This is a genomic window from Allobosea sp. P4_C6 (genome assembly GCF_056402015.1).
Genome location: NZ_JBFUIF010000018.1, coordinates 60528 through 84122, shown reverse-complemented (window position 1 = coordinate 84122; position 23595 = coordinate 60528). Strand labels below are relative to the sequence as shown.

The following is a 23595-nucleotide window of genomic DNA, read 5'->3' as shown; positions in this document are numbered from 1 at the left end:
AATGACGGCGGAGCGTGGACATGAGTGCTGGGGCCAGTCTTCGCCGCCTCGTCGTGGCCGTGCCCTATCTCTGGCTGGCGCTGTTCTTCCTCGCGCCCTTCGCCATCGTCCTGCGCATGGCGTTCTCGCAGGCGGCGACCGCCCTGCCGCCCTACGCACCGCATTGGGAGGGCTTGGCCCAGCTCGGCGAATTCCTCTCCCAACTCGACCTGGCGAACTTCAGCCTGCTCGGCGACGATGCGCTCTACTGGCAGAGCTATCTCTATTCGCTGCGCATCGCGGGCTTGACGACGCTGTTCGCGCTCGCGATCGGCTATCCGCTCGCCTATGCCATGGCCTCGGCACCGCCGCGCTGGCGCGGCATGCTGCTCGTCTTCGTCATCCTGCCGTTCTGGACCTCCTTCCTGATCCGCGTCTACGCCTGGATCGGCATCCTCAGGCCCGACGGGCTGCTCGATGCGTCTTTGGCCTTCCTTGGCTTCGAGGCCGAGCCGCTGCGCCTGCTCAACACCGAGACGGCGGTGCTGCTCGGCATGGTCTATTCCTACTTGCCATTCATGGTGCTGCCGCTCTTCGCGACGCTGGAGAAGCTCGACCGCGGCCTGCTCGAAGCGGCCGCCGATCTCGGCGCGAGGCCGTTGACGGCATTCCTCACCGTAACCCTGCCGCTCTCCTTGCCGGGCATCCTCGCCGGCTCGGCGCTGGTCTTCATCCCGGCGGTCGGCGAATTCGTCATCCCCGACCTGCTCGGCGGCCCCGACACCGTGATGATCGGCAAGGTGCTGTGGAACGAGTTCTTCTCCAACCGCGACTGGCCGCTGGCCTCGGCCGTAGCGGTGGTGCTGCTCGTCGTGCTGGTCTTGCCCCTCGTCCTGCTTCAGCGAGCGCGGCTGCGGCGAGAGATGGCGGCATGAGGAGGCTCGGCCCCGGACTCATTCTCGCGCTGATCGTCGGCTTCGCCTTCCTCTATCTGCCGATCCTGACGCTGATCGCGTACTCGTTCAACGCCTCGCGGCTGGTGACGGTCTGGGGCGGCTTCTCGACGCATTGGTACGGCGCGCTGATGCGGAACCAGCCGCTGCTCGACGCCGCCTGGCTTTCGATCCGCCTCGGCTTCGTCTCGGCGACGCTCGCGACGATCTTGGGCACACTGGCGGCGCTCGCTCTCGCCCGCCATGGGCGCTTCACGGGGCGCACGCTCTTCTCCGGCATGGTGCTGGCGCCGCTCGTCATGCCCGAGGTGGTGACGGGCCTGTCGCTGCTGCTGCTCTTCGTCGCTGTCGATGTCGAGCGCGGCTTCTGGACCGTTACGGTGGCCCACGCGACCTTCAGCCTCGGCTTTGCCTGCATCGTCGTCCAGTCGCGGCTGGCCGGCTTCGACCGTTCGCTGGAGGAGGCGGCGCAGGACCTTGGCGCCACGCCCGTCGTCACCTTCTGGACCGTGACTTTGCCCCTGATCTGGCCGGCGGTGGCGGCGGCCTGGATGCTCGCCTTCACGCTTTCGCTCGACGATCTCGTCATCGCCAGCTTCACCACCGGCCCGGGCGCGACCACGCTGCCGATGCGGCTCTATTCCGCGGTCAAGCTCGGCGTCTCGCCCGAGATCAACGCCGCCTGCACGATCATGATCGGGGCCGTGGCTGTCGTCGTGATCGCGGCTTCACTGCTGCTGAAGCGCGAACAGCTGTCCGGCAGTTAAAGCAAGCTTGGTGTGCGAGGCACCACGACGTCCGGGCTCAGGCCTACGGCCTGCCCCGGAATGACGCTGGTTCCGTCGAAAGTCAGCACTCCCTAAACGGCGGCTGAACGGCGCCCTCAAATCCCGTTCAGCCGCAATCTGCGAATGTCCGTTTCAAGGCAGGGATCTTCCGGCCTCCAGACAGGACAGGGACAATGTTCCGCAATCGCGCCCGCATCGGTTTTGCCGCATTCGCCCTCGGCGGCGTCGCGCTCGCAGCCTCGACATTCGCCGGGACCGGCAATGCCCAGGCCTTCGGCGATCGCTACGAGCGTGGCTACGAGCGCCCGGCATATGGCGCCGGCTGGCGCCCGGCACCGCCGGCCATGCACGGCTTCTGGGGCCAGCGCCGCTGGCACCGCTATTCCGACGGATATGGCATGCGGCCGCCTCCGCCGCGCTACGGCTATGGTTACGGCTGGCGGTAAGTGTCGCCACGTCGGCCGTAATCATGGGGCGGGCGCGGCCTAGGGGCAGCGCCCGCCTTCTTGTCTTACTCCGCCGCTGTCCGCTGCACGTAGCCGAGGCGCTTGTTCAATTCTTCGAGCAGCTTCTCTGCGGCATCGGCGATGACCGTGCCGGGCGGGAAGATCGCCGAGGCGCCGGCCTCGATCAGCGCCTCGAAATCCTGCGGCGGGATGACGCCGCCGACGACGATCATGATGTCGGGTCGGCCGGCCTGGGCAAGCGCGGCCTTCAGTTCCGGCACGAGCGTCAGGTGGCCGGCCGCGAGCGACGAGACGCCGACGATATGGACGTCGTTCTCGACCGCCTGCCGCGCCGCCTCGTCCGGCGTCGCGAAGAGCGGGCCGATATCGACGTCGAAGCCGAGGTCGGCGAAGGCCGAGGCGATCACCTTCTGGCCGCGATCATGCCCGTCCTGCCCCATCTTGGCGACGAGGATGCGCGGGCGGCGCCCATCGGCCTCCTCGAACGCCTGGCACATCATCTGGACGCGCGTGACGGCTGGGTTCATCTCGCCGACCTCCCGCTTGTAGACACCCGAGATAGCCTTGATCTCGGCCCGATGGCGCCCGAAGACCTTTTCCATCGCCATCGAGATTTCGCCGACAGTCGCCTTGGCGCGAGCCGCCTTGACGGCGAGGTCGAGCAGGTTGGCATCACCCGCCGCGCCGTTTGTCAGCGCGGTCAGCGCCGCCTCGACGTCGCCCTCGTTTCGCTCGGCCTTGAGGCGCCTGAGCTTGTCGAGCTGCTGCGCGCGGACCGAGGCATTGTCGACCTTGAGCACCTCGATCGCGGCCTCGTTGTCCGGCTTGAAGCAGTTGACGCCGATGATCGCCTGCTGGCGGCCATCGATGCGCGCCTGCGTCTTGGCCGCGGCCTCCTCGATCCGAAGCTTCGGGATGCCGGCCTCGATCGCCTTGGCCATGCCGCCGAGCGCCTCGACTTCCCTGATATGCTCCCAGGCCTTCTTCGCCAATTCGGCGGTCAGCCGCTCGACATAATAGGAGCCGCCCCAGGGGTCGATGATGCGAGTGGTGCCGCTTTCCTGCTGCAGCACGATCTGCGTATTGCGGGCGATGCGGGCGGAGAAATCGGTCGGCAGCGCCAGCGCCTCGTCGAGCGCATTGGTGTGAAGCGACTGGGTGTGGCCCTGCGTCGCCGCCATCGCCTCGATCATCGTGCGCGGCACGTTGTTGAACACGTCCTGCGCCGTCAGCGACCAGCCGCTCGTCTGGCAATGCGTGCGCAGCGGCAGCGACTTCTCGTTCTGCGCGCCGAAATCCTTGACGAGCTTGGCCCAGATCAGCCGTGCCGCGCGCATCTTGGCGACTTCCATGAAGAAGTTCATGCCGATCGCCCAGAAGAACGACAGGCGCGGCGCGAAGATATCGACGCCCAGGCCCGCCCGCTGGCCGGCGCGGATATACTCGACGCCATCGGCGAGCGTGTAGCCGAGCTCGAGGTCCTGCGTCGCTCCGGCCTCCTGCATGTGATAGCCGGAGATCGAGATCGAGTTGAATTTCGGCATGTTGGCCGAGGTGAAGGCGAAGATGTCGCCGATCGCCCGCATCGAGGGCCCGGGCGGATAGATATAGGTGTTGCGGACCATGAACTCCTTGAGGATGTCGTTCTGGATGGTCCCGGAGAGCTTGGCCTGCGATACGCCCTGTTCTTCCGCCGCGACGATGTAGAGCGCCAGGACGGGCAGGACCGCGCCGTTCATCGTCATCGACACGCTCATCTGGTCGAGCGGGATGCCGGAGAACAGCGTGCGCATGTCGTAGATCGAATCGATCGCGACGCCGGCCATGCCGACATCGCCGCCGACGCGCGGATGGTCGCTGTCATAGCCGCGGTGGGTCGCGAGGTCGAAGGCGACGGAGAGGCCCTTCTGCCCGGCGGCGAGGTTGCGCCGGTAGAAGGCGTTCGAATCCTCCGCCGTGGAGAAGCCGGCATATTGCCGGATCGTCCAGGGCTGGTTGACGTACATGGTGGGGTAGGGGCCGCGCAGATAGGGCGCGATGCCCGGCAGCGTATCGACGAAAGGCAGCCCGTCGCGATCCTCGGCCGTAAAGACCGGCTTCACCGGGATGCCTTCCGGCGTCAGCCAGGCTTCGCCTGTCGGCAGCACCGGGGATGCCGGCGCCACATCGGCGAAGGCGAGCTTCGTGAAATCCGGGATCGCGGTCATGGCTGACTCCCGTCGGTCTTGTCCCACCAATGGTGGAAATGATGCACCGGGCCGTGGCCATGGCCAACCGGAACCTGATCGGCGGCGGCGATCGCGGCGGAGATATAGGTCTTGGCGTGGCCGACGGCCTCCGGCAGGGGCAGTCCCTTGGCGAGGTTGGCGGCGATGGCGGAGGATAGGGTGCAGCCCGTGCCATGGGTGTTGCGGGTTTCGAGGCGCGGGGCGTTGAAGCGCTGGCGCGCACCGCCAGCGAGCCGCAGCAGGTCGCTGCTGATATCACCACCGCCATGGCCGCCCTTGATCAGCACGTTCGCGGCGCCGAGCGCAGCGAGCTTCTCGGCCTGGTCATCGACGGCCTGGTCGGTCTCGGCGATGCTGGAGCCGAGCAAAGCCGCCGCCTCGGGCAGGTTGGGGGTGATCAGCGTCGCCAGCGGAAAGAGATGCTTGCGGATCGCCGCCACGGCCTCTTCCTCGAGCAATCGCGCGCCGGAGGCGGCGATCATCACCGGATCGAGCACGATGTTCTTCGCGCCGTGCCGCTTCAGCCCGGCCGCGACCGTCTCGATCAGCTCGGCCGTCGCGAGCATGCCGATCTTGACCGCGCCGACATCGAGATCCTCGAAGACGGCGTCCATCTGCTTCGTCACGAAATCGCGCGGAACGGCATGGATGGCGCTGACGCCCCTGGTGTTCTGGGCGGTAAGCGCGACGATGACGCTGGCGCCATAGACCTGATGCGCCGCGAAGGTCTTGAGATCGGCCTGGATGCCGGCGCCGCCGCTCGAATCCGAGCCGGCGATGGTGAGGGCGATGGCGGTCAAGGCATGTCTCCGGTCAGGCGGTCGCGATGGCTTGCGCGCGTTCGAGCGTCTCGACCACGTCGCAACCCATGAAGACGAACGAGGACACGCCGGCCTTGTTCAACGCGGCTTCGCTCTCGATAGGGCGCCCGGCGAGCCAGACGGTCGCGCCGGCCTTGGCGAGTGCCTCGGCGGCTGCGGCGCCTTCATTGGCATAGGCGGCGTCGCTGCCGCACAGGCAGGCTAGCTTCGCGCCCGAGGCCTGGAAGCCGCCGACCAGCGCGTCGAGATCGGTGGCGCCGTCGCTGGCAAAACCGTCCCCGCTAGGCGCGGCGAGCCCACTGGCCTCGAACAGGTTACGGGCGAAGCCGGCGCGTGCAGTGAAATCGGCGATCGGGCCGAGCGTGGCGAGGAATACGACGGGGCGCTGCGGCAAGGCATCTGCCCTGTCGCGCAGGATCTCGAACGGCTCCGACAGTCTCAGCGAGGGCAGGGGCTCTGCGCGCAGGCTTTCGCCGGCGGCGATCAGGGCCTCCGCCCTGCCGGCGCCATCGACGAAGGGGCGGATGAGCTCGCCCTGGTTCTGCTCGGCGGCGTTGCCTTTGGACGCAAGCTTGGACGATTCCACCGGCGCGACCGCGAGCACTGCGACGGCGTTTTCGCGGATATTGGGGAACTCGCTGGTGCCTGTGATCGGCTCCCGGCGCGTGGCGATGGCCTTTGCCCGGCTTGCCCGCTGATCCGCGAGGGTCTTCTGCATCTGGCCGCTGGCGAGCCCGGCGACGATGCCGCGCAAGCCCTCGCTGCTCTGTTGCTCGATCTCCTGGAATGCCTGCCACGCCTTGTCGCAGATCGCCTGCGTCAGTGCCTCGAAGCCGCCGGCCCCTGCCGCCGGATCGGCGACGCGCCAGAGACTGGCCTCTTCGAGCAGGATGAGCTGCGTATTGCGGGCGACGCGGCGAGCAAAGACATCGGGCAGGCCGAGCGCGGCGGTGAAGGGCTGGACGGACAGGGAGTCGGCGCCTCCGACTCCGGCGGAGAAGGCGGCGATGGTCCCACGCAGCAGGTTGACCCAGGGATCGCGCTTGGTCAGCGAGCGCCAGGCGGTCTCCGCATGGATCGTGACGGGCTTCGGCGTCAGCCCACAGGCCTGCTGGACGCGGTTCCAGAGCAGCCGGGCAGCGCGAAACTTCGCGACCGCCAGAAACTCGTCTGTGTCCGCGACGAGGGTGAAGGCAATCGCATCGCGGGCCTCGGAGAGTGTCAGCCCGTGCGTTTCGAGCGCGCGCAGATAGGCGACGGCGGTGGCCAGCATCGCGCCGAGTTCGTGCGCCTCGCTGGCACCGGCCTCATGATAGGGGCGGCTGTCGACGGCGATGAACGGCCCCGTGAAACCGCGTTCCTGCAGGGCGCGGATCGTACCGGCGAGCCGGCGGCCGATCTCGGGCCAGGGTGCGCCGAGGGAGCCGTGGCTGGCGAGAACGCCGATCGGATCGAGGCCGAATTCTACGGAAAGATCGGCTGGCGCATGCCCGCGCTTCTCGATCAGAGCGGCGAGCAGAAGGGCGTTGATGCGCCCCTGCGGCGCGGGATCGAGCCGCAGGCGGATGAGATCGAGCATGACATCGTCGAGCGCGGTATCGAGCGCGGCGACATCGTCGGCGACGAGACCGTAGCCGCGCGCCGCCCGCGCGCCTGCAAAACTGATGGTCAGCGTATCGGCGCCGCCTTCGAGGTCTGCCAGTGCGATCGCCTTGGCCTGGCCCGGCTCCGGATGGTCGATCCGCGCCGCGACCCGCCAGCGCCCAGCCTCGCCGCGCAAGGCGCGGCCGGCGGGAGTGGCAGCAGGGTAGAGCGGCTCGATCCGGATGCCGTCGGCAGTGCGGCCAACCAGCTTTTTCTCGAAATCGGCGCCCTTCAGAACCTTGTCGACCGCCGCGCGCCAAGCGTCGCCGGACGGCGCCGGAAAGGCGTCGAGATAAGGCAGGTCGGATGGGGCAACCGAATTCATGCGCGCCGATGCTCCTCTCCGCACAATGTGCAGCCGTGGAGCGCTGATTGCCATGGGCGCGCACGCACCGCCATCCCTACTTCGTCGCAAGGCAGGTGCAGGAATACAAAAATGCCGTCGCAGCGCCATCCGAAGACGGTGCTGCGACGGCCGAATCCGTCAGACGAACTGGCCGAGGCCGGGAATCGCGCCGACGATGGCGCCCATCGCGTCTTCGCCAGCTTTTTCGCGGCCGACGGCGAACATCTCCTTCGAGACGCTCTGGATCTGGCCCATCGACAGGCCGGCGCCCATCAGCTGGCCGCCGAGCGCCATGACGCCGCCGCCGCCGCCCATCAGGCCACCGACGGCACCGAGCAGGCCGCCCTTGGCGCCGCCTTCGGCGTTGGCGAGATCCTGCGCGCCCGGCAGCGCGGCCATCAACTGGCCGATCTCGGCCGGCGGACCCTCTTTCTGCAGGAAGGCGAGGATGATGCCGATCGCCTTGCGGGCGAGTTCCTCGTTCAGCCCGGACGCCGCAGCGACCCGCGTAATCAGTTCTTCCATCTCGCAAAACCCCTCGCCAACGGCTTCGCCGCGAAGCCTTCGAAAAATAGTTTACATATTTACGATCTGATTCCAACGGCCACGGGCTTCCGCCTTCTGCGGCGTTTGGTTACATCCTTTCTGAGACAGTTCGGAACTCGATAGGCGGATGCGATGGCGGATGACGGCGCGATTCTGATCGGCAAGAGCGGCAAGCCAGAGAACCTGCTGCTCAAGCTCGCCAACCGCCACGGCCTCGTGACGGGGGCGACCGGCACCGGCAAGACGGTGACGCTCCAGGTCATGGCCGAGGGCTTTGCCCGCAACGGCGTCCCGGTCTTCGCCGCCGATATCAAGGGCGATCTCTCCGGCATCGTCGCGCCGGGCGATTCCAAACCCGCCTTCGTCAACCGGGCCAAGGAACTCGGCCTGAAATACGAGCCGGACCAGTTCACCACGGTGTTCTGGGACGTCTTCGGCGAGCAGGGCCACCCGGTCCGCGCCACGATCTCGGAGATGGGCCCGCTGTTGCTGGCGCGCCTGCTCGATCTCAACGACACGCAGGAGGGCGTGCTCAACATCGCCTTCCGCATCGCCGACGAGCAGAAGCTCCTGCTGCTCGATCTCAAGGATCTGCGCGCGATTCTGGCCTTCATCGCCGAGAACGCGCAGGAGCTGACCACGAAATACGGCAACGTCACCTCGGCGACGGTCGGCACCATCCAGCGCGCGCTGCTGGTGCTTGAGAACCAGAAGGGCGACCTGTTCTTCGGCGAGCCGGCGCTCGACATCAACGACCTGATGAAGACGGATCGCGACGGCCGCGGCATCGTCAACATCCTCGCCGCCGACAAGCTGATGAACAATCCGCGGCTTTACGCGACCTTCCTGCTCTGGCTGCTGTCGGAGTTGTTCGAGCAACTGCCGGAGGTCGGCGACCTCGACAAGCCCAAGCTGGTCTTCTTCTTCGACGAGGCCCATCTGCTCTTCAACGGCGCCCCCAAGGCGCTGCTCACGGCCGTCGAGCAGGTCGTCCGGCTGATCCGTTCCAAGGGCGTCGGTGTCTATTTCGTCACGCAGAACCCGCTCGACATCCCCGATACGGTGCTGGCCCAGCTCGGCAACCGCGTCCAGCACGCGCTGCGTGCCTTCACCCCGCGCGACCAGAAGGCAGTGCGTGCCGCTGCCGAGACCTTCCGCCAGAACCCCAAGATCAAGACGGAAGAGGCGATCAGCCAGCTCGCCGTCGGCGAGGCGCTGATCTCGATGCTGGAGGGCAAGGGCTCGCCGGAAATGGTCGAGCGCGCTCTGATCGCGCCGCCGATGGCCCAGGTCGGCCCCTGCACGCCGCAGCAGCGCCAGCAGGCGATCAACGGTTCGCCCGAGAAGGGCAAGTACGACACCATGGTCGACCGGGAGTCGGCCTATGAAGAGCTGATGAAGCGCAAGAACCTCAATCCGGACGGCTCGGCCATCGAGGCGTCGACGACTGGGGGAGGCGGCATTCTCGACACGATCGGCGGCTGGCTTGGCGGAGGGACGCCCCAGCAGCGCCCGAAATCGGGGCCCGGCAGCCGCGGTGGCCCGCTGCCGCAGAGCATGGCCGAGAAGGTCATAACCTCGGCCGCCCGTTCGGCCGCGACCTCGATCGGCCGGCAGGTGGGCAATGCCATCCTGCGCGGCATCCTCGGCTCGATGTCCGGCGGCAAGCGCTGAGGCCTTCGATCACGCGCCGGTCGCGAGGTCGAACAACAGCTTGAGGTTCAGCACGATGATGACCGCGGCGACGAAGCCTGCGGTTAGGCTGAGCCAGCGCGGTGCGACGAGCGCGCCCATCTTGGTCTTCGAGGCGGTGAACATCACCAGCGGCACCACCGCGAACGGCAATTGCAGGCTGAGCACGACCTGGCTGAGGATGAGCAGCTTCCCGGTCTGCCCCTCACCATAGATCAGCGTGACCGCGATCGCCGGCACGATGGCGACGAGGCGCGTCACCAGTCGCCGCATCCAGGCCGGCAGCCGGATACGCAGGAAGCCCTCCATCACGATCTGCCCGGCCATGGTCGCGGTCACGGTCGAGTTGAGACCGCAGCAGAGCAGGGCGATGGCGAAGAGCGAGGGCGCGATCGAGGCACCGAGCAGCGGCTGCAGCAGTTCCTGCGCCTTGCCGAGCTCGGCGACATCGGTGTGTCCGGCCTTGTGGAAGGTCGCGGCTGCCAGGATCAGGATCGAGGCATTGATCAGCAGCGCGAAGCACAGCGCGACGGTCGAGTCGATCGTCGCGAACTTCAGGGCCTCGCGCTTCTCCGGCAGCGTCTCGCCATAGGCGCGGGTCTGCACGATGCCGGAATGCAGGTAGAGGTTGTGGGGCATCACGGTCGCGCCGATGATTCCGAGCGCGATGTAGAGCATGTTCGGGTTGGTCACGATCTCCGTGGTTGGCGCAAAGCCCCGGATCACCTCGCCCCAGTTCGGGTCGGCAAGGGCGATCTGGATACCGAAGCAAACGGCGATGACGCCGAGCAGCGTGATGATGAAGGCCTCGATCCAGCGGAATCCACGCGTCTGCAGCCACAGGATGATGAATACGTCGAAGGCGGTGATCAGGACGCCGATCTCGAGCGGGATGCCGAAGAGCAGGTTGAGGCCGATCGCCGTGCCGATCACCTCGGCAAGGTCGGTCGCGCAGATCGCGAGCTCGGCGAGCAGCCAGAGCGGCCAGGACATATAGGGCGGATAGGCGTCGCGGCAGGCCTGGGCGAGGTCGCGGCCGGTGGCGATGGCGAGACGCGCGCAAAGCGACTGCAGGATGATCGCCATCATGTTCGAGACGAGCGCGACGACGAGCAGGGTGTAGCCGAACTGAGCGCCGCCGGCGAGCGAGGTCGCCCAGTTGCCGGGGTCCATATAGCCGACGGCGACGAGATAGCCCGGTCCGAAGAAGGCCAGGAACTTGCGCCAGGACGACGAGTTCGGCGTCACGGCGACAGTTCGGAAGACGTCCGTCAGCGAGGGCTCACCCCGGGATCGAAGCCAGATCGAGGTGGATTCCGGGGCGCCTTGCGACATGATGGGACCTTGCTGCAACTTGTTCGCAATAAGGAGTATCTGCCGCCTTGGGCCCTGTCAATGCAGTTGCGAAGCGTTGTCAATTAGAGCTTGCGGAAGGGCCGGGCGGCAATGCACGATTGTGGGCTGACGCCCGCACGGGGGCTTGCCATGATGCCGTCACCTGAATCGCATCCGATGGTTGTCATGACGAAGCTTCCCGCCATTCTCGCCCGTCTCGACGATGGGCTCGACGCCTCGCTCGCGCGCCTGTCTTCTTGGCTGGAAATTCCCTCGATCGGCACGGACCCAGCCTACAACGCGCAGACGCGCGCCGCCGCAGAATGGCTGAGGGCCGATCTGGAATCGCTCGGCTTCAAGGCGGAGCTGCGCGAAACCGGCGGCCATCCCGTCGTTCTGGCTCATCGGCCCAAGCCCGGTGCCCCGCATGCGCTGTTCTACGGTCACTACGACGTGCAGCCGGTCGATCCGTTGAATCTTTGGGACACCGATCCGTTCAAGCCCGTGGTCCGCGAGCCTGAACCGGGCCGCAAGGTCATCTCGGCGCGCGGCGCCTGCGACGACAAGGGCCAGGTCATGACCTTCATCGAGGCCATTCGCGCGACGCTCGCGGAAACCGGCGACCTGCCGATCGGCCTGACGATCCTGGTCGAGGGCGAGGAGGAATCCGGCTCGGTCAACCTGCCGGGCTATATTAAGGCCAATGCCGCCGAACTGAAGGCGGACTACGCCCTCGTCTGCGACACCGGCATGTGGGACCGCGAAACGCCGCTGATCACCTCGACCCTGCGTGGCATGGTCTATCAGGAGGTGACGCTGACCGCGGCCGATCGCGATCTGCATTCCGGCCTGTTCGGCGGCGCGGCAGCCAACCCGATCCATATGCTGGCGAAGATTCTCGCCGAAATCCACGATGAAGCCGGCCGCATCACCATTCCCGGCTTCTATGACGGCGTCCATGAGCCGACCAACGCCCAGAAGGCGGAATGGGCCGATCTTGGCCTTACCGAGAAGGAATTCCTCGGTCAGGTCGGCCTGAAGCACTCCATCGGCGAGCGCGGGCGCATGCTGATCGAGCAGATCCAGTCGCGCCCGACCTGCGACGTCAACGGTATCTGGGGCGGCTATACCGGGGAGGGCAGCAAGACCGTCATCCCCGGCAAGGCCTCGGCCAAGGTGTCCTTCCGCCTCGTCGGCGATCAGGACCCGGTCAAGATTGCGGCTGCGTTCCATCAGTTCGTCCGCGACCGCCTGCCGGACGATGTCACGGCCGAGTTCATCGGCCATTCCGGCTCCCCGGCTCTGGCGGTGCCGACGGATTCGCCGGTGCTCCAGAAGGCCCGCACGGCGCTTGCCGACGAGTGGGGCGGGCGCGTCGTCTCGATCGGCAGCGGCGGCTCGATCCCTGTAGGCGGTGACTTCAAGCGCACGCTCGGCATCGACACGCTCTTCGTCGGCTTCGGCCTCGACGACGACCGGGTTCATTCGCCCAACGAAAAATATGATCTCTCCTCCTTCCACAAGGGCCAGCGCTCCTGGGCCCGCATCTTGCAGGCTCTGGGTTCATGAGATCGGTTTGCGTCTTCTGCGGTTCCAATCCGGGCAATGATCCGGTCTTTGCGGCCGGTGCCCGCGCCATGGGGGCGGAAATCGCCCGGCGTGGCCTGACGTTGGTCTATGGTGGCGGCGCGGTCGGGCTGATGGGCGTCGTCGCCAATGCGGCGATGGAGGCGGGCGGCGAGGTCCATGGCGTCATTCCCAAGGCGCTGAAGGACAAGGAGGTCGGCCATGTCGGGCTGACCCGGCTCGAAATCGTCGACACCATGCACACCCGCAAGGCGCGGATGGCGGCCCTGTCGGAAGGCTTCATCGCCATGCCCGGCGGCATCGGCACCTTCGAGGAGTTGTTCGAGATCTGGACCTGGGGCCAGCTCGGTATCCACGCCAAGCCGCTGGGCCTGCTCAATATCGCCGGCTTCTACGATCCGCTGGCGACCTTCCTCGACCAGACCGTCGAAGCGGGATTTCTGAAGCAGAGCCATCGCGCGATGGCGATGACCGATACCGAACCGGCGACGCTGCTCGATCGCATGGAGAATTACGTCCCGGCCGCGACCTATAAATGGATCGAGAAGGAGCAGGCCTGATCTCGCCCCGCGAATGCGCTCAAAGGTTGTAGGAATATTGTCTTGACATCGTGACGCTGATCGGGTAGAGATCAGGAACGCTCACGAAATGTGCCCGAACGAAGCCGCCGCGCTCCCCAGCCGGCGGCTTTTTCGTGCCCGCCATTCGGGAAGGAACACATGGCCGAAGACGATAGCGATACCCCGCCGGCTGTGCCGGCGCAGAAGCCGAAGAAGCCCTCGATCTCCCGCAAGGCGGTGGTGGGCCAGCTCTGGCGGGCCGCCAAGCGCCAGCTCGACACGCATGAGGAGCATCTTGCCGATCTGCCGAAAGGGGCAACCGCGAGCGAGGCCGACGCCAAGGCGCTGGCGACGCTCGCCCGCACGGTCCGCGAGCTGGTCGCGATCGAGGAGCCGCAGGCCGTGAAGAGGGACAAGCAGACTGATGAACTCTCTGCCGCTGACGGCCTGCGACATGTCGCACAGCTCCGTCAGGAGCTTGCTCGACGCCTTGAAGCTCTTGCCCGCCGCGAGCTGGGCGAGGCTGATCAAGGGTAATCTCCACACGTTCGAACCGGAGCTCCTGCCCGTCCTGGAGGAATTCTGGCGGATATGGTCGCGTATCGATCAACGGCCTACCGAGCCGCCCAAGCCGATCTGGCTCGTCCTCGGCGGCCGGGGCGCCGGCAAGACGCGCACCGGTGCCGAATGGGTGAAGGGCATGGCGCTGGGCCATCCCCCCTTCGCGGACAAGCCCACCGGGCGGATCGCCCTCGTCGGGGAGACGCAAGGGCAGGTCCGCGACGTCATGATCGAGGGCGTCTCCGGGCTGCTGTCGATCCACACGCGCTGGGAGCGGCCGACCTGGCAGCCCTCGCTGCGCCGCCTGCAATGGCCGACCGGTGCGATCGCGCAGGTCTTCTCCGCCGAAGACCCCGAAGGGCTGCGCGGCCCGCAGTTCGGCGCCGCCTGGTCCGACGAACTGGCGAAATGGCCGAACCTTCAGGAGTGCTGGGACATGCTGCAGTTCGGACTGCGCCTTGGCGATCATCCCCGTCAGATCGTCACGACGACACCGCGGCCGGTGCCGCTGATAAAGCGCCTCCTGACCGACCCGCACGTCGCCGTCAGCCGGGCGAGAACGCAGGACAACCATTTCAACCTGGCCGCCGAGTTCGTGCGCACCGTCACCGAAACCTATGGCGGCACGCGGCTCGGCCGGCAGGAACTCGACGGCGAGATCGTCGAGGAGAGCCCCGACGCACTCTGGACGCGGGCGATGATCGAGGCGTCCCGCGAAGGACAGCCTGCTTCGCTGGCCCGGATCGCCGTCGCGGTCGATCCGCCGGCTTCCTCCTCGCAGCGGGCCGACCGGTGCGGGCTGGTGGTGGCGGGCATCGATGGCAACGGCATCGGCCATGTGCTGGAAGATGCGACGCTCGCCGGCGCCAGGCCGCATGAATGGGCCGAAAAGGCCGTCGCGCTCTATCACCGGCACGAGGCGGATGCGCTGGTCGTCGAGGTCAACCAGGGCGGCGAAATGGTCGGGAGCATCATCCGTGAGGTCGATGCCGGCGTTCCTGTCGTCTCCGTCAGGGCGACGCGGGGCAAATATCTGAGGGCCGAGCCGGTGGCGGCGCTCTATGCGCAGGGCCGGGTCCGGCATGCCGGCGCCTTTCCCGAGCTGGAGGACGAGATGTGCGCCTTCGGCCCGGGTGGCCTCGAAAGCGGGCGCTCGCCCGACCGGCTCGACGCACTCGTCTGGGCGCTGACCCATCTGATGCTCGCGGCGAAGGGCAGGCCGCGGGTGAGGGGGATGTAGCCCCAGTCGTCATTCTCGGGCGCCGGAAGGCGCTGACCCGAGAATTCCGCGACGGGAGAATGCTGGTTTCCGAGATGCTCGGGTCAAGCCCGAGCATGACGGCTGGTTACGCCGCCAATTCATTTCACGCTCCAAAAGCGAGATCTCCATGTTCGATTTCCTTCGCAGCCTGCGCGGGCATGCCGCGCCGGATCAGAAGCGTTCGCGCGTCGGGCCGCTGATTGCCCTGCATGAAGCCGGGCGCGCGGTCTGGACGCCGCGCGACTACGTCGCGCTGTCGCGCGAAGGCTATGAGCGCAACCCGGTGGTGCATCGCTGTGTCCGGCTGATCGCCGAGGCGGCGGCCCAGACCCCGCTCATCGCCAAGGTCGGGTCCCGCGAGATGCCGGACCATCCGGCGCTCGCACTGATCGAGCGGCCCAATCCGCGCCAGGGCGGCATCGCCTTCCGCGACATGCTGTTCGGCCATCTGCTCGTCGCCGGCAACGCCTATGTCGAGGCAGTCAGCACCGGGCGGGAACCGCGCGAGCTCTATGCGCTCAGGCCGGACCGGATGCGGGTGGTGCCCGGCCGCGACGGCTGGCCGGAAGCTTACGATTATACGGTCGGCGGCGACACGGTGCGGTTCCGGCAGGACGAGGCCGGGTTGCCGCCCATCCTCCATCTGACGCAGTTCCACCCGGTCGACGACCACTATGGCCTCTCGCCCATCGAGGCCGCAGCCATCTCCCTCGATATCCACAACGCCGCCAGCAACTGGCACAAGGCTCTGCTCGACAACGCCGCAAGGCCCTCCGGCGCACTGGTCTATGACGGGCCGGAAGGCGCGACGCTGACCGAGGCGCAGTTCGAGCGGCTGAAGCAGGAGCTGGAAGAGTCCTTCCAGGGCGCGCGAAATGCCGGCCGGCCGCTGCTTCTCGAGGGCGGTCTCGACTGGAAGCCGCTGTCGCTGACACCGGCGGAGCTGGATTTCGTCGCGGCCAAGGGTGTCGCGGCCCGCGAGATCGCGCTCGCTTTCGGCGTGCCACCGCTGCTGCTCGGCCTGCCCGGCGACAACACGCGCGCCAATTTCGCCGAGGCGAACCGCGCGCTCTGGCGGCAAACGGTGATCCCGCTGGTGAAGCGCACCGCGCAGTCCCTGGCGCAATGGCTTGGGCCCGCCTTCGGGGACGACCTCATGCTGGAGCCCGACCTCGATGCCGTGGAAGCGCTGGCAGACGAGCGGGAGTCGCTCTGGCGGCGCCTGGGCGCCGCAAGCTTCCTCGACGATGACGAGAAACGCGAGGCCGTCGGCTACGGCCGGCGTGCCTCGGGGAAGGAGCAATCATGAACATGCTCGACCAGATCGTCACGGCCTTCGTCGGCCGGGCCGATGTCGGCCATCTCGGCCTGCTGCTCTGGGCCGCCAGCGCCTCAGGCCTCGCCTGGATCGTCCTGCGCGAGCTGACGGCAGCCAATCGCCGCTTCGACGATTTCGTCCGCGAGCTCAACCGTTTCAACGCACGCCATGAGGGGGATCAGTCTTGAGGGGCACCAATGATGCGAGACCGCCGTCGAAACGGCCGCCCGCTGGCCGGGCACAACCCGCCAAGGCGCGCCCCGGCGGCGTGACGGCGGACACCTTCAGCAGCTTCGTGCGAAATCTGTCGAAGCTCGAAGGCGGGCGCCCGCAGGCCGGCAAGGGCGGCGAGGGCGGCCGATGAACACGCCGTTCCGCCTGCCGCTCGAATCCAAGCTCCTGCCTTTGCAACCTTCGCGTATCGCGCCCGACGGCAGCTTCGAGGGCTATGCCAGCCTCTTTCGCATCCCCGATCTCGGCAAGGACGTGGTCGAACCCGGCGCCTTCCGCGACAGCCTGTTCCGTCGCGGACCATCCGGCATCAAGCTGCTCTGGCAGCATGATCCGGCGGAGCCGATCGGACGCTGGCTCAGCCTGATCGAGGACAGCCGGGGCTTGTTCGTACGCGGCAGGATTTCGCTCGCCGTCGCCCGCGCCCGCGAGATCCATGCGCTGATGCGGGAAGGCGCCGTCGACGGGCTGTCGATCGGTTTCCGCCCCGAGAAGGCGCGCAACGAGCCCCGGACGGGGCTGCGCCGGCTGGAACGCGTCGATCTCTGGGAAGTCTCGGTCGTCACGTTCCCGATGCTGCCGCAGGCCCGCATCAGCGCCGTCAAGACGGCCTTCCGCGCGCCGGCTTTCGCCTGACCTTTCACCCCCGAGGAAAATCCATGACCCATCTCGACCACGCCCCCGAGACCAAGGCGTCCGGCGCCGACCTGACGCTCGCCTTCGAAGACCTGCGCTACACGCTCGAAAGCTACCGCGCCGCCAATGACGAGCGCCTTGCGGGAATCGAAGCCCGCCACGGTGCGGATCCGCTGACCGAGGAGAAGCTCGTACGGCTCGATTCCGCGCTCGACGACACGATGCGCCGCATCGACCGCCTGACGCTCGACCGCGCCCGTCCGGCGCTCGGCCATGAAAGCGGTCATCAGGGCGGCCATCGCGATCCGCTCGTCGCCGAGCATAAGGCGGCCTTCGCGGCCTATGTCCGCAGCGGCGAGGCGGGTGGCCTGAAACGGCTCGAGTCCAAGGCGCTGTCGGCCGGCTCCGGCCCGGATGGTGGCTATCTCGCGCCTTCCACGGTGGAAGGCGAGATTCTGCGTCGCCTGGCGAATGTCTCGCCGATCCGCTCCCTGGCGACGGTGCGGACCATCTCTTCCGGCACCTACAAGAAGGCATTCTCGACCACCGGCCCGGCCTCCGGCTGGGTGGCGGAGACGGCGGCGCGGCCGCAGGCCGGCTCGCCGACGCTGGCGGAACTGTCCTTCCCGGCCATGGAACTCTATGCCATGCCGGCTGCGACGCAGACGCTGCTCGACGATGCGATCGTCAATATCGACCAGTGGATCGCGGAAGAGGTCGAACACGCCTTCGCAGAGCAGGAGGGCGCCGCCTTCGTCAACGGCGACGGCATCGACAAGCCCAAGGGCTTCCTCGCCTTTCCGACGATTGCCGACGCCAGCTGGAGCTGGGGCAATATCGGCGTGCTCAACTCCGGCGTCGCCGGCGCCTTCCCGGCCTCCAACCCCTCGGATGTGCTGGTCGATCTGGTCTATGCGCTGAAGGCCGGCTACCGCCAGAACGCCTCCTTCGTCATGAACCGCAAGACGCAGGCGGCGATCCGCAAGTTCAAGGACACCAGCGGTCAGTATCTCTGGCAGCCCCCGGCCTCGGCCGGCGCGCCGGCGACGCTGCTCGGCTTCCCGGTGGCTGAGGCGGAGGACATGCCCAATATCGCCAACAACGCGGTTTCCATCGCCTTCGGCGACTTCCGGCGCGGCTATCTCGTCGTCGACCGGGCCGGGGTCCGCATCCTGCGCGATCCGTACTCCGCCAAGCCCTATGTGCTGTTCTACACCACCAAGCGCGTCGGTGGCGGCGTCCAGGATTTCGCCGCGATCAAGGGGCTGAAGTTCGCGGTCTGACGCCGGTCAGCGCGAAAACCACCAGCTGAAGGCGGCACGCGGCTGCGACGCTTCGTCCGGCCGCGTCTCGCTTCCGAACGAGAGCAGCCGGGCGCTGCCTTCCGAAATCCAGCTGCTGTGCTCGCTGACGGGGGTGATCGCGGTGAAGCCGCCGCAGATGAGGCGAGCCCGCGTGTTGAGCGGCCCGCTCGACCAGCTGACGATCCCGACCAGATCGCGCGAGCGGGGCGGGCCGCGCAGCACCGGGCCGCCGGAATCGCCCCTGCAGGCGCCGGCACCGGGCGATTCGCCGCGCGCTTCGACATCGACCGCGACCTTGACCGTGTTCTGGGTCGTGTAGTTGCCGGCGTTGAGCAACTGGGTCTCGCGCAGGCGCCGGGCCGTGCGCTTGTTGTTCTCGGCCGAGAGGCCGTAGCCCGCCATGGTCAGGGTCTCGCCTTGCCAGAGGCCGCCGCCCAGGGTGAGCGGTTCGATATCCTGCGGCAGCGGCTGCGCCACACGCAGCAAGGCGAGGTCGGTACCGGGCTGCGTGCGCGGTGTCGTGCCGGGCACGAAACTCGGATGAGGCAGGACGGCGACAACGAGCTGCCGGCGTGCCCGGAAACGGGAATCGAGGCTGACGATGCTGATCGAGCCGCCACCCATCAGGCAATGGGCCGCGGTCAGCACGATTTCCGGGGCGATCACCGCGCCCGAGCAGAGCTCGCCGCGGCTGGTTTCCACTCGCACCGTCCAGGCGCGGGCGCCTTGGGCATCGCGCGAGTCGACGCCGCCCACCACAGCAAGGGCAGGCTGTGCCGTCACGGCGGCGACCAGAGAAAACGCGAAAGCGGACAGCGAGCGCAGGGTCATGATGCGAACCAGTGAATGGCAGATCAATCTAGGAGGTGGTGCGGCGCAGTCCAGCGTTTTCACCGGCCCTTCGACCAGCGCGCCGTTTCTCCCCATTGCGACAGCGTCGCGTCGATCCAGTGCCGCTGCGGCGCCACCAGAACGCCCTGGCTGAGAAGGCCGCAACTGCGGCCCTTCGGACCGGTCGACCAGCTGGTGACGGCGCTGACTCCCCCATCGGCGAAGATGGGCCCGCCGGAATCGCCCTGACAGGCACTGGCGCCGGGCTGCTTGCCGGCACCGGCCGGATCCGCGGCCCAGAGCAGGATGCGGCCGGGGCCATAGGGTTCGACAGCCATCAGCGCGGCGGATCGGTAGGTTCCCGTGCTGCGGGCTTCGCCCTCGCGCGCCACGCCATAGCCCGCGAGCGTCACCGGACTGCCTGCACGTGGCAGCGAGCCATCGACGAGATCGGCAGGCGCGAAACGCGCCGGCAAAGGCTCGGCCAGCCGGATCAGGGCGAGATCGATCGACCGCCGGCGGTTGCGGATCGCGCCGGCGTCGAATTCGGGGTGCAGGCCGACCGATGCGGGCGCGATCAGAACGGGCTCGCTCGCCTCTCGCCAATGGATGCGCAACTCGGTTCCGCCAGCTGCGCAATGCGCCGCGGTCAGGATGGCGCGCGGCGACAGCACGATCCCGCTGCACACGCCGCCGCGTGCGTTGAGCACCATCAATGTCGAGCTGGCGGCCGGCCCGCCCTCGCGCCCGCCGACGACGGCTTCTGCCGGTGGGGCTCCAAGCCCGCAGGCAATGGAGCCAAGTCCGGCGGCGACAATCCAGTTCGCGATGCGCATCGGGCGCTCCTTTTCCAGGGAACGCTGATAGCGCGCCGCGCCCCGCAAATGAACCTCTCAGACACTTCGAAGGGGACGATCATGACGCCGCTTGCCCTGGCTCCACCAGCGACGGAACCGGTGACGCTCACCGAGGCCCGGCAATTCCTGCGCCTGGACCAGGGCGACGAGGACGAACTGCTCTCCACGCTGCTCACGGCTTCCAGGCTGATGATAGAGGCGGCGGCCGGCCGCTGCCTGATCGAGCAGCGCTGGCGCATCGTGCTGGATCGCTGGCCCGCCAAGGGCGAGATCCGGATGCCGCTGTCGCCGATCGCGCGGATTGAAGCGGCCCGTGTCTACGACATGCTTGGCGCAGCGCAGACGGTGGCCGAAGCGGCCTTGACGCTCGACAGGAGCGCCGACCCGCCCGTGATCCGCCTGACCGCAGAGGTGCCCGAGATCGGCCGCGATCACGGCGCCATCGAAATCGATGTCATGGCCGGCTACGGAGAGACCGCCGCCGCCGTTCCCGCTCCGCGGCGCCAGGCCGTGCTGCGATTGGCGGCCCCCTGGTTCGAGGAACGCGGCGATGTCGCCAGCCGCGATGCGCGGGCGCTGCCGGGCGCGATCGCCGCATTGGTCGCGCCATTCCGCCGCGGAAGGCTTTGAGCCATGGCGAACGCTGCATCTGCCGCGGTTGGTCGCTTGAGGCGCAGGCTCCTTCTGGAGGCGCCGGTCACGACGCCGGACGGCATCGGCGGCGCGACGCAGGCCTTCGAGACGGTGGCGGCCTTCTGGGCGCAGCTCGAATGGGTCTCCGGCGCGGAGCAATGGCGCCAGGGGCGCCCGGAGCAGAGCGCAACCTATCGCGTGACCCTGCGCTGGCGCGGCGATGTCGATGCCGCAAAGCGGCTGCGCGACGGCGACCGCATCTTCGACATCCGCGCGGTCGCCGATCCGGATGGCTCGCGCCGGCGCCTCGTCTGCCTGGTCGAGGAGGTGAAGCCATGAGCGACGCTATCCTGGCTATGCGCGCGGCGATCCAGACCCGTCTGGCGGCCGACGCCGCGCTGACCGCGCTGATCGGCCCGGGGCGTGTCCATGACGAGGCGCCGCGTGCGGCGCGCGGGCTCTATGTCGTTCATGGCGAGGTCGACGCGCGTGACTGGTCGACCGGCAGCGACCGCGGCTGCGAACAGGAGCTCGCTCTCGTCGTCTGGGCCGCCCAGAGCGGTTCGTCGCGCCAGGCGCTGGAGGCGGCGGGCCTGATCGTGAGCGCGCTCGATGACGCCGAACTCGCCCCCGAGGGGCACACACTGGTCAATCTGCGCTGGCTTTCCAGCCGGCTCGCCCGCGAGCCCCGCAACGGGCTCAGCTTTGTGACGATCCGCTTCCGCGCCGTCACCGAAACACTCTGATCGTGGAAGGAGAAGCTGCATGGCGGCACAGAAGGGCAAGGATCTGCTGCTCAAGGCAGCAGATGGCGCCGGCGCTTTCGTCACCGTGGCGGGCCTGAGGGCACGCCAGATCGCGTTCAACGCCGAGACCGTCGATGTCACCCATTCGGAATCGGCCGGGCGCTGGCGCGAATTGCTGGCCGGAGCCGGCGTGCGCCGCGCCAGCATCAGCGGCGCCGGCATCTTCAAGGATGAAGCCTCCGACGCTCTGGTGCGCCAGGTGTTCTTCGATGGCGCAATCCGGGATTGGCAGGTCATCGTGCCAGATTTCGGGGCGATCACAGGCCCGTTCCAGCTGACGAGCCTGGAATATCGCGGCGACCATGCCGGCGAGGTCACTTTCGACCTCTCGCTGGAATCGGCCGGGCTGCTGGCCTTCGCAGCACTTTAGGGAGGCGGGGATGGTCAATCGTCATCGCGGTGAGACCGCGCTCATGGTGGCCGGCGAGACGCTGCCGATGCGGCTGACGCTGGGCGCTCTCGCCGAGCTCGAGCAGGCCTTTGCCGTCGACAGCTTGCCGGCTCTCGGCGAGCTCTTCGTCGACGGCCGTCTCTCGGCCCGCGACATCATCCGCATCATCGCTGCCGGCCTGCGGGGGGCTGGCAAGGCGATCCGCGACGAGGACGTCGCGGACCTCTCGTTCGACGGCGGGCTGAACGGCGCGATCAAGGCGGCGATCGCGCTGCTCGAAGCGACCTTCGGCGAAGGGCAGGGCGCCCACCCTCCGCAGCCGCCGGAGCTGTGACGGCGCCGGCGGCCTTTCCCTGGGAGGAGGTAATGACCTTCGGGCTTGGACGTTTGGCCTGGCCTCCGGAGCAGTTCTGGGCGGCGACGCCGCGCGAGATCGCAGCAGCGCTGAAGGCGCAGCGTGGCGGCGCAGGCGGCACGACGGAGCGCGTCACCTTGGCGGCGCTGATGGCTGCCTATCCAGATGCCTGACGCAGAGTCTTCAAGCATTTTCTCAAGAGGATGACCATGGCCAGCGACGAAAGCGTCGATTCCACCCGTCTGTCCGATCTTCAGTCGATGGACAAGTTGACTCAGTCTCTGAGTAAATCCTCGGAAAGCTTTGGTAAATCGATCATCAATGCGTTTTCGCGTGGTATCGTGGAGGGCAAGCGCTTCGAGGATGTGCTGCGCAGTGTCGGCCGTTCGATGACCGACAGCCTGCTGAAGACGGCGCTGAAACCACTGCAGACCGGGCTCTCCAGCCTGCTCGGAACAGGCATCAAAACCCTCACCGGTCTCTTCAGCGGCGTCAGCTTCGGTTCCATGGGCGGAAGCGTTCCCGTCAAGGCTTTTGCCGAGGGCGGCGTTGTCTCCTCCCCCTCATATTTTCCGACGGGGCGCGGTCTCGGCCTGATGGGCGAGCGCGGTGCCGAGGCGATCATGCCGCTCTCGCGCGGCCCGGACGGGCGCCTTGGCGTGCGGGCCGGGAGTGGGGCATCGCGTCCACTCAGCGTCGTCGTGCAGGTCTCGACGCCCGATGCAGACAGCTTCCGCCGCTCGGAAGCGCAGGTCTCGGCCGCGATTGCCCGCGCCGTCGCACGCGGCAACCGGGCACTCTGAGGGAGCGACGGCATGGTAGATTTTCACGAGGTCCGCTTTCCGCTCGATGTGGCCCGCGGTGCGCGCGGGGGGCCGGAGCGCCAGACCCAGATCGTCACGCTCGCCTCCGGTCGCGAGGTCCGCAACAGCCGCTGGGCCCATTCACGGCGTCGCTACGATGCCGGGCTCGGTGTCCGCAGCTTCGACGCGCTGGCGGCGGTGGTGAGCTTCTTCGAGGAGCGCCGCGGCAGGCTCTACGGCTTCCGCTGGCGCGACCAACTCGACTGGAAGAGCTGCCCGCCATCGCACGCCCCGGCAGCTATGGACCAGATGATCGGAACCGGCGACGGCGTTACCGCCGTGTTCCAGCTCTGCAAGGCCTATGGTTCGGGCGCATCGGCATACAGCCGCATGATCGCCAAGCCTTGCGGCGGCACCGTGCGGATCGCGCTTGATGGAGTCGAGCAGATGGCGGGGGCGCTCGCCTGCGACCTGGCGACCGGGCGCGTCACCTTCCCGCCCGGTGCGATCCCGCCGCCTGCCGCCGTGATCACGGCTGGCTTCGCTTTCGATGTGCCCGTCCGGTTCGACATCGACGCGATCGAGGTCGATCTCTCCGCCTTCGAGGCCGGCGAGATCCCACGCATTCCTGTCGTCGAGATCATCCCCTGAGCGACTGTCTT

27 protein-coding genes are annotated in these 23595 nt (G+C 67.7%); 20 read left to right on the top strand and 7 right to left on the bottom strand.

The window, feature by feature from the left end:
• Positions 1–20: 20 nt before the first annotated feature.
• The 3 genes from AC1DVA_RS15150 (at position 21) to AC1DVA_RS15140 (ending at position 2166) form a co-directional block, all read left to right on the top strand.
• Positions 21–914 (top strand): ABC transporter permease subunit, encoded by an 894-nt coding sequence (locus AC1DVA_RS15150; protein WP_265052474.1) that lies wholly within the window; start codon positions 21–23, stop codon positions 912–914.
• A complete protein-coding gene (locus AC1DVA_RS15145) occupies positions 911–1699 on the top strand; it encodes an ABC transporter permease (protein ID WP_476806394.1) in 789 nt (262 codons plus the stop codon). Before AC1DVA_RS15150 ends, AC1DVA_RS15145 begins: the two co-directional genes overlap by 4 nt.
• 194 nt (positions 1700–1893) lie before the next feature.
• Entirely contained in the window at positions 1894–2166 is a 273-nt protein-coding gene (locus tag AC1DVA_RS15140; RefSeq protein ID WP_265052476.1) for a hypothetical protein, read from the top strand.
• Positions 2167–2231: 65 nt separating this feature from the next.
• Here AC1DVA_RS15140 and scpA read toward each other — a convergent pair whose 3' ends face one another.
• The 4 genes from scpA to AC1DVA_RS15120 all read right to left on the bottom strand — a co-directional run bounded on the left by scpA (position 2232) and on the right by AC1DVA_RS15120 (position 7751).
• The gene (gene scpA / locus AC1DVA_RS15135) at positions 2232–4394 is read right to left on the bottom strand and encodes a methylmalonyl-CoA mutase (RefSeq protein WP_476806393.1); all 2163 of its coding nucleotides are present in this window, start codon (positions 4392–4394) and stop codon (positions 2232–2234) included.
• The gene (gene thiD, locus AC1DVA_RS15130; protein WP_476806392.1) at positions 4391–5215 is read right to left on the bottom strand and encodes a bifunctional hydroxymethylpyrimidine kinase/phosphomethylpyrimidine kinase; all 825 of its coding nucleotides are present in this window, start codon (positions 5213–5215) and stop codon (positions 4391–4393) included. Before thiD ends, scpA begins: the two co-directional genes overlap by 4 nt.
• Positions 5216–5228: 13 nt before the next feature.
• Positions 5229–7205 (bottom strand): methylmalonyl-CoA mutase subunit beta, encoded by a 1977-nt coding sequence (locus AC1DVA_RS15125; RefSeq protein ID WP_476806391.1) that lies wholly within the window; start codon positions 7203–7205, stop codon positions 5229–5231.
• Between the two features lie 159 nt (positions 7206–7364).
• The gene (locus AC1DVA_RS15120; RefSeq protein WP_476806390.1) at positions 7365–7751 is read right to left on the bottom strand and encodes a DUF2267 domain-containing protein; all 387 of its coding nucleotides are present in this window, start codon (positions 7749–7751) and stop codon (positions 7365–7367) included.
• 153 nt (positions 7752–7904) lie between these two features.
• Between AC1DVA_RS15120 and AC1DVA_RS15115 the strand changes: the two genes are divergently transcribed.
• Positions 7905–9446: a helicase HerA-like domain-containing protein gene (locus tag AC1DVA_RS15115; protein WP_265052481.1), complete on the top strand. Its 1542-nt coding sequence runs from the start codon at positions 7905–7907 to the stop codon at positions 9444–9446.
• Positions 9447–9455: 9 nt separating this feature from the next.
• Here AC1DVA_RS15115 and AC1DVA_RS15110 read toward each other — a convergent pair whose 3' ends face one another.
• Positions 9456–10799, bottom strand: a complete 1344-nt coding sequence (locus AC1DVA_RS15110; RefSeq protein ID WP_265052482.1) for an Nramp family divalent metal transporter — start codon at positions 10797–10799, stop codon at positions 9456–9458.
• A 186-nt stretch (positions 10800–10985) separates the two neighbouring features.
• Between AC1DVA_RS15110 and AC1DVA_RS15105 the strand changes: the two genes are divergently transcribed.
• The 8 genes from AC1DVA_RS15105 to AC1DVA_RS15070 all read left to right on the top strand — a co-directional run bounded on the left by AC1DVA_RS15105 (position 10986) and on the right by AC1DVA_RS15070 (position 18236).
• Positions 10986–12368: a M20/M25/M40 family metallo-hydrolase gene (locus AC1DVA_RS15105; protein WP_476806389.1), complete on the top strand. Its 1383-nt coding sequence runs from the start codon at positions 10986–10988 to the stop codon at positions 12366–12368.
• Positions 12365–12946, top strand: a complete 582-nt coding sequence (locus tag AC1DVA_RS15100; RefSeq protein ID WP_265052484.1) for an LOG family protein — start codon at positions 12365–12367, stop codon at positions 12944–12946. The genes AC1DVA_RS15105 and AC1DVA_RS15100 overlap by 4 nt, the downstream gene beginning before the upstream one ends.
• A 159-nt stretch (positions 12947–13105) precedes the next feature.
• Positions 13106–13483, top strand: a complete 378-nt coding sequence (locus AC1DVA_RS15095; protein ID WP_476806388.1) for a hypothetical protein — start codon at positions 13106–13108, stop codon at positions 13481–13483.
• Positions 13446–14747 (top strand): DNA-packaging protein, encoded by a 1302-nt coding sequence (locus AC1DVA_RS15090; RefSeq protein WP_476806411.1) that lies wholly within the window; start codon positions 13446–13448, stop codon positions 14745–14747. Before AC1DVA_RS15095 ends, AC1DVA_RS15090 begins: the two co-directional genes overlap by 38 nt.
• Positions 14748–14895: 148 nt before the next feature.
• Positions 14896–16077, top strand: coding sequence for a phage portal protein (locus AC1DVA_RS15085; RefSeq protein ID WP_476806387.1), 1182 nt, complete (start codon positions 14896–14898; stop codon positions 16075–16077).
• Positions 16074–16274 (top strand): hypothetical protein, encoded by a 201-nt coding sequence (locus AC1DVA_RS15080; RefSeq protein ID WP_265052487.1) that lies wholly within the window; start codon positions 16074–16076, stop codon positions 16272–16274. Before AC1DVA_RS15085 ends, AC1DVA_RS15080 begins: the two co-directional genes overlap by 4 nt.
• Positions 16275–16446: 172 nt before the next feature.
• Positions 16447–16953, top strand: a complete 507-nt coding sequence (locus AC1DVA_RS15075; RefSeq protein ID WP_476806386.1) for an HK97 family phage prohead protease — start codon at positions 16447–16449, stop codon at positions 16951–16953.
• A gap of 23 nt (positions 16954–16976) precedes the next feature.
• The gene (locus AC1DVA_RS15070; protein WP_476806385.1) at positions 16977–18236 is read left to right on the top strand and encodes a phage major capsid protein; all 1260 of its coding nucleotides are present in this window, start codon (positions 16977–16979) and stop codon (positions 18234–18236) included.
• Between the two features lie 6 nt (positions 18237–18242).
• Here AC1DVA_RS15070 and AC1DVA_RS15065 read toward each other — a convergent pair whose 3' ends face one another.
• A complete protein-coding gene (locus AC1DVA_RS15065) occupies positions 18243–19088 on the bottom strand; it encodes a S1 family peptidase (protein WP_476806384.1) in 846 nt (281 codons plus the stop codon).
• 59 nt (positions 19089–19147) lie between these two features.
• The gene (locus AC1DVA_RS15060) at positions 19148–19924 is read right to left on the bottom strand and encodes a S1 family peptidase (RefSeq protein ID WP_476806383.1); all 777 of its coding nucleotides are present in this window, start codon (positions 19922–19924) and stop codon (positions 19148–19150) included.
• Between the two features lie 81 nt (positions 19925–20005).
• Between AC1DVA_RS15060 and AC1DVA_RS15055 the strand changes: the two genes are divergently transcribed.
• The 8 genes from AC1DVA_RS15055 to AC1DVA_RS15020 are packed head-to-tail and all read left to right on the top strand — an operon-like array spanning position 20006 to position 23584.
• The gene (locus AC1DVA_RS15055; protein WP_476806382.1) at positions 20006–20575 is read left to right on the top strand and encodes a head-tail connector protein; all 570 of its coding nucleotides are present in this window, start codon (positions 20006–20008) and stop codon (positions 20573–20575) included.
• Between the two features lie 36 nt (positions 20576–20611).
• Complete coding sequence (locus AC1DVA_RS15050; protein ID WP_476806381.1) at positions 20612–20917, top strand: phage head closure protein; 306 nt, start codon at positions 20612–20614, stop codon at positions 20915–20917.
• Positions 20914–21324, top strand: a complete 411-nt coding sequence (locus AC1DVA_RS15045) for a DUF3168 domain-containing protein (RefSeq protein ID WP_476806380.1) — start codon at positions 20914–20916, stop codon at positions 21322–21324. The genes AC1DVA_RS15050 and AC1DVA_RS15045 overlap by 4 nt, the downstream gene beginning before the upstream one ends.
• Positions 21325–21343: 19 nt before the next feature.
• Positions 21344–21754 carry a phage major tail protein, TP901-1 family gene (locus AC1DVA_RS15040; protein WP_265052495.1) on the top strand — a complete coding sequence of 137 codons (411 nt, stop codon included), beginning with the start codon at positions 21344–21346 and terminating at the stop codon, positions 21752–21754.
• Between the two features lie 10 nt (positions 21755–21764).
• Entirely contained in the window at positions 21765–22109 is a 345-nt protein-coding gene (locus AC1DVA_RS15035) for a gene transfer agent family protein (protein ID WP_476806379.1), read from the top strand.
• Entirely contained in the window at positions 22106–22303 is a 198-nt protein-coding gene (locus tag AC1DVA_RS15030) for a rcc01693 family protein (RefSeq protein ID WP_476806378.1), read from the top strand. Before AC1DVA_RS15035 ends, AC1DVA_RS15030 begins: the two co-directional genes overlap by 4 nt.
• Positions 22304–22339: 36 nt before the next feature.
• Positions 22340–22933, top strand: coding sequence for a phage tail tape measure protein (locus tag AC1DVA_RS15025; RefSeq protein WP_476806377.1), 594 nt, complete (start codon positions 22340–22342; stop codon positions 22931–22933).
• Between the two features lie 12 nt (positions 22934–22945).
• A complete protein-coding gene (locus AC1DVA_RS15020) occupies positions 22946–23584 on the top strand; it encodes a phage distal tail protein, Rcc01695 family (protein WP_476806376.1) in 639 nt (212 codons plus the stop codon).
• Positions 23585–23595 lie beyond the last annotated feature (11 nt).

Bases quoted from the DNA above. Each gene is read 5' to 3' on its own strand.
- AC1DVA_RS15035 (WP_476806379.1), top strand. From the start codon at position 21,765: ATGGTCAATCGTCATCGCGGTGAGACCGCGCTCATGGTGGCCGGCGAG.
- AC1DVA_RS15055 (WP_476806382.1), top strand. From the start codon at position 20,006: ATGACGCCGCTTGCCCTGGCTCCACCAGCGACGGAACCGGTGACGCTC.
- scpA (WP_476806393.1), bottom strand. From the start codon at position 4,394: ATGACCGCGATCCCGGATTTCACGAAGCTCGCCTTCGCCGATGTGGCG.
- AC1DVA_RS15150 (WP_265052474.1), top strand. From the start codon at position 21: ATGAGTGCTGGGGCCAGTCTTCGCCGCCTCGTCGTGGCCGTGCCCTAT.
- AC1DVA_RS15115 (WP_265052481.1), top strand. From the start codon at position 7,905: ATGGCGGATGACGGCGCGATTCTGATCGGCAAGAGCGGCAAGCCAGAG.
- AC1DVA_RS15070 (WP_476806385.1), top strand. From the start codon at position 16,977: ATGACCCATCTCGACCACGCCCCCGAGACCAAGGCGTCCGGCGCCGAC.
- AC1DVA_RS15060 (WP_476806383.1), bottom strand. From the start codon at position 19,924: ATGCGCATCGCGAACTGGATTGTCGCCGCCGGACTTGGCTCCATTGCC.
- AC1DVA_RS15095 (WP_476806388.1), top strand. From the start codon at position 13,106: ATGGCCGAAGACGATAGCGATACCCCGCCGGCTGTGCCGGCGCAGAAG.
- AC1DVA_RS15140 (WP_265052476.1), top strand. From the start codon at position 1,894: ATGTTCCGCAATCGCGCCCGCATCGGTTTTGCCGCATTCGCCCTCGGC.
- AC1DVA_RS15045 (WP_476806380.1), top strand. From the start codon at position 20,914: ATGAGCGACGCTATCCTGGCTATGCGCGCGGCGATCCAGACCCGTCTG.
- AC1DVA_RS15105 (WP_476806389.1), top strand. From the start codon at position 10,986: ATGACGAAGCTTCCCGCCATTCTCGCCCGTCTCGACGATGGGCTCGAC.
- AC1DVA_RS15085 (WP_476806387.1), top strand. From the start codon at position 14,896: ATGTTCGATTTCCTTCGCAGCCTGCGCGGGCATGCCGCGCCGGATCAG.
- AC1DVA_RS15075 (WP_476806386.1), top strand. From the start codon at position 16,447: ATGAACACGCCGTTCCGCCTGCCGCTCGAATCCAAGCTCCTGCCTTTG.
- AC1DVA_RS15080 (WP_265052487.1), top strand. From the start codon at position 16,074: ATGAACATGCTCGACCAGATCGTCACGGCCTTCGTCGGCCGGGCCGAT.
- AC1DVA_RS15100 (WP_265052484.1), top strand. From the start codon at position 12,365: ATGAGATCGGTTTGCGTCTTCTGCGGTTCCAATCCGGGCAATGATCCG.
- AC1DVA_RS15020 (WP_476806376.1), top strand. From the start codon at position 22,946: ATGGTAGATTTTCACGAGGTCCGCTTTCCGCTCGATGTGGCCCGCGGT.
- AC1DVA_RS15040 (WP_265052495.1), top strand. From the start codon at position 21,344: ATGGCGGCACAGAAGGGCAAGGATCTGCTGCTCAAGGCAGCAGATGGC.
- AC1DVA_RS15125 (WP_476806391.1), bottom strand. From the start codon at position 7,205: ATGAATTCGGTTGCCCCATCCGACCTGCCTTATCTCGACGCCTTTCCG.
- AC1DVA_RS15120 (WP_476806390.1), bottom strand. From the start codon at position 7,751: ATGGAAGAACTGATTACGCGGGTCGCTGCGGCGTCCGGGCTGAACGAG.
- AC1DVA_RS15025 (WP_476806377.1), top strand. From the start codon at position 22,340: ATGGCCAGCGACGAAAGCGTCGATTCCACCCGTCTGTCCGATCTTCAG.
- AC1DVA_RS15065 (WP_476806384.1), bottom strand. From the start codon at position 19,088: ATGACCCTGCGCTCGCTGTCCGCTTTCGCGTTTTCTCTGGTCGCCGCC.
- AC1DVA_RS15145 (WP_476806394.1), top strand. From the start codon at position 911: ATGAGGAGGCTCGGCCCCGGACTCATTCTCGCGCTGATCGTCGGCTTC.
- AC1DVA_RS15110 (WP_265052482.1), bottom strand. From the start codon at position 10,799: ATGTCGCAAGGCGCCCCGGAATCCACCTCGATCTGGCTTCGATCCCGG.